Genomic DNA, 2,405 nt, shown 5'->3' with positions numbered 1-2,405 from the left:
CCGGAAGCTAAGCCTTACAGCGCCGATGGTACTGCAGGGGGGACCCTGTGGGAGAGTAGGACGCCGCCGAACAAATATTGCGAAAACCCCTGTACCGTTTATTCGGTACAGGGGTTTTCTGCGTTTAGGCTCAGAAGTATGCGCTATGACCTCGTGATCTTCGACAACGATGGTGTTCTCGTCGACAGTGAGCCGATCTCCAACAGGCTCCTGGCCGGCTATCTCACCGAGCTCGGGCACCCGACCTCGTACGAGGAGTCCCTTCGTGACTACATGGGTGCCGCGATGCACCGCGTCCACGATCTCGTCGAGGAGCGGACCGGGCAGCGGTTGCCGGACGACTTCGACGATGTCTTCCATGCGCGTGTGTTCGCCGCGTTCGAGCGGGAGTTGAAGCCGGTCGCCGGGGCCGTCGAGGTGCTGGAGAGGCTGGTCGCGGACGGGGTGCCGTACTGCGTGGCGTCGTCCGGGAGTCATGAGCGGATTCGGGTGGGGCACCGGACGACGGGGCTGGACGAGTGGTTCGAGGACGAGTGGGTCTTCAGCTCCGAGGACGTGGGGCGGGGGAAGCCCGCGCCGGATCTGTTCCTGTACGCGGCCGAGCGGATGGGCGTCGTACCGGAGAAGTGTGTTGTGGTCGAGGACAGTCCGCTGGGGGTGCAGGCTGCTGTGGCGGCCGGGATGGACGTGTACGGGTTCACTGCGATGACGTCTGCTGAGCGGCTTGCGGGGGCTACTCAACTCTTTGGGGACATGCGGGAGTTGGCTGACCTGCTCGTTTGACATTTGTCATGCCGAGGTCCGGACGATCGGTTCTACTGGCGGGCCGGGGCCTCGCGGCACGCTGAGTGCATGACGACGAACACGGGCTCCAAGAAGCAGAACTTCGTGCCGCTGCTGGTGGATGTGGCAGTGCCGATCGGGTCGTACTACCTGCTGAAGAGCGGGTTCGGGATGGGGATCGTCGCGGCGCTCGGGTGGAGCAGTGTTGTGCCGGCGGTGCGGACGGTGTGGGGTGTTGTCGCTGCGCGGGCGATCAACGCCTTCGCCGCCCTGATTCTCTTCGTGAACGTCGTCGGGCTGTTGCTCAGCCTCGTCGCCGGTGATCCGCGGCTCATGCTCGCCAAGGACAGTGGGGTCAGCAGTGCCATCGGGGTCGGGGTGCTGGTGTCGGTGGTGATGGGCAAGCCGATGATGACCGCCGGTATGAAGCCCTTCCTCGTGAAGGGGGACCCGGACCGGGAGGCCGTCTTCGAGCGGCTGTTGAGTGGGTCGGCGGCCTTTCAGCGGGCCGAGCGGCGCTTCTCGCTCGTGTGGGGTGTGATGTTGCTCGCCGAGTGCGTGGCGCGGGTCGTCGGTGCGTACACGTTGCCCGTGGACACCATGGTGTGGCTGGGCACGGTTGTCATGGTCGGCACGATGGTCGTGGCGGCCGTCGTCAGCGGTGGTCTTGCCGCCGGGCCGATGGCGGAGATGATCGCCGCTGAGCTGAAGGGCGGGGACGCCCCCGCACCTGCGGTTCTTCCCTCGCTGGCCGCCGCTCGGTAAAGGTGAGCCGAATTCATCTTTGGCTGGATCTACCCATGAGTACGCCGGGGCCCTTACGCTCGCCGCCATGACAGATGTGCTGCGGCGCGGTAGGGCCTCTTTGGCGTTCAGCTTCTTCGCTCAGGGCGCCACCTTCGCGCTGCTCGTGACGCGCATCCCGGCGATCCAGGACCGGTACGGGGTCTCGGACGGGTTGCTGCCCGTCTTCCTGGCCGCCGTGCCGATCCTCGCCGGGGTCGGGAGTGTGACCACCGAGCACCTGGTGAAGCGAATACGGCCCAGCGTGTTGCTGCGCTGGTCCCAGCCCGTTGTCCTCCTGGCGCTGCTCGGGGTCGGGGCGGGCGACAGCATGGTCGAACTGGCCGTCGCCCTCGGGGCGTTCGGGCTCGGTGTGGGTGCGCTGGACGCCTCGATGAACATGCTCGGGGTGAGTTTGCAGCGGACGTACGGGCGGAGCATCATGCTCAGCTTCCATGCCGCGTACAGCCTGGGCGGGATCGTGGGGGCCTCGCTGGCTTGGGCGGGGGCGCACTGGCATCTCGCGTTGTGGGTGTCGTATCTGCCGGTGGTGGCTGTGTTGTTGCCGGCCGCTTTTGTGGGGAGTCGGTGGTACGTCGACGGGGGTGCGCCCGGCGCGGAGGGCGAGGGTGAGGGTGCGGAGGCTGGGCCTCTTGTTTTCAAGTTGCTGCTGCCGTTGTGTCTGGTGATGACCTTTGCCTATATCGGGGACTCGACCGTCTCCAACTGGAGTGCGAAGTACCTGAAGGACGTGCTGGGCAGTTCGGAGCAGGTCGCGACCGTTCCGTACAACGTCTACATGGTGATGTGCCTGGTCGGGCGGGGGATCGGGGATCTTG

The 2,405-nt window shown here is 65.9% G+C and carries 3 protein-coding genes and 1 rRNA gene; all 4 read left to right on the top strand.

The genetic code is table 11. The annotated features are described in order from the left end of the window. Window positions 1-72 (top strand): 5S ribosomal RNA (gene rrf / locus ACNFOC_RS56165); the annotation flags it as partial. A gap of 66 nt (window positions 73-138) precedes the next feature. Continuing rightward, window positions 139-783 (top strand): HAD family hydrolase, encoded by a 645-nt coding sequence (locus ACNFOC_RS53295; RefSeq protein WP_416966156.1) that lies wholly within the window; start codon window positions 139-141, stop codon window positions 781-783. 69 nt (window positions 784-852) lie between these two features. Then, window positions 853-1,548 carry a VC0807 family protein gene (locus ACNFOC_RS53290; RefSeq protein WP_416966155.1) on the top strand — a complete coding sequence of 232 codons (696 nt, stop codon included), beginning with the start codon at window positions 853-855 and terminating at the stop codon, window positions 1,546-1,548. A gap of 67 nt (window positions 1,549-1,615) precedes the next feature. Further along, a partial coding sequence (locus ACNFOC_RS53285) for an MFS transporter (RefSeq protein ID WP_416966154.1) occupies window positions 1,616-2,405 on the top strand: 790 nt, incomplete at its 3' end.

The sequence above is a fragment of the Streptomyces colwelliae genome, assembly GCF_048158785.1.
Classification (GTDB): domain Bacteria; phylum Actinomycetota; class Actinomycetes; order Streptomycetales; family Streptomycetaceae; genus Streptomyces.
Note: the sequence above shows the minus strand (reverse complement) of the source record. Positions and strands in the feature narration are given on the sequence as shown.

What these genes read in the sequence shown, in the direction of transcription:
- ACNFOC_RS53295 (WP_416966156.1), top strand. Translation starts at nt 139, where the DNA reads ATGCGCTATGACCTCGTGATCTTCGACAACGATGGTGTTCTCGTCGAC.
- ACNFOC_RS53290 (WP_416966155.1), top strand. Translation starts at nt 853, where the DNA reads ATGACGACGAACACGGGCTCCAAGAAGCAGAACTTCGTGCCGCTGCTG.